The 1,052-nt window shown below is 42.8% G+C and carries 1 protein-coding gene; it reads right to left on the reverse strand.

Going from position 1 to position 1,052, the window contains the following annotated elements; genetic code table 11:
• Positions 1-174 precede the first annotated feature (174 nt).
• Positions 175-1,052: heparinase II/III family protein (locus AC1DVJ_RS31120; RefSeq protein WP_477596816.1), on the reverse strand; the 878-nt coding region annotated here is incomplete at its 5' end.

Genomic DNA, 1,052 nt, shown 5'->3' on the forward strand with positions numbered 1-1,052 from the left:
CTATCCGCCTTCTCACTCTAGAAAACAAATTTAACCAAGAAAAGGCTATCCCCAAAGTAAATAATCTACTTGGGGATAGCCTTTTCTACTGCCGCTAGCTACGAACCAGCTTCATAAGATAACTATTTTCCTGACGATGCATATCGCTTTCGTGGAATCGCCCAGCTCAGTGCCTCACGATTCCGCGATCTCAATTCGACATGAAAATGCCACTTCCAATTCAGGATTTTTCAATGTCAGTATAATGCGATAAAACGGAACATCTTGTTTTGAATTTACATCCGTTACTATCCGCTCTATATCAACCTTCCACTGGTCAGAATCATAGTGCATCATCACTGCATTCATTTGAATATGCCCTAATTCTTCCTCCTGCGGAGGTACACTACTTATGAAGACTTCTTGAAAGGATTCAGGTACTTTGGAAAAACTAGCCTTATCTGTAATGACTAATTGCGGGTTCTCGTCTTCTGGACGTCTCCATATAAACTCTCTAGTAAGCAGTTCCAATGAATCACATGCATAGGCTTTTGTTAAATCCAACCCAAATTGAACCTCATTCTCAGTGATTTGGCTATATAGGATTTCCGAACGAAACTGTTTGCCAAAGCCTTGTTTGCACCCGTTTACGATAGGAACCGAATGTCCATGAGAGCCTGCGTTTATCAGTTCATACCGATATTGAGGTTGAAAATATTGTTTGGTATACACCCCGATACCGATATCTGCCAATACATTTTCCCCATCCACATGTAAAATAAAATGGCCCAAATCATTATGGTTATGTGGTTCCTCGTTATAACCTCCTTTGGCCGCGAATGCGGCCATGCGTCCGCCCTGTCTCCTGACTTTCGAAATGACCCATTGCGTCCCGGTGAAAATCTTTTCTTCAACACGTGCTTGCTCTTCTGCTAATTCCTCTTGGTATGAATCAGGCGACCAAAGCATAAGCCTTGCAGCATCCACCCAATTAATAAATCCTGGCGCGATCCGATATTCTTCAGCAGGCATATGGAGTGAAGGCGCATAGTGCTGCAGACGATGAATAAGAC

The organism is Paenibacillus sp. P4_A9, from assembly GCF_056402415.1.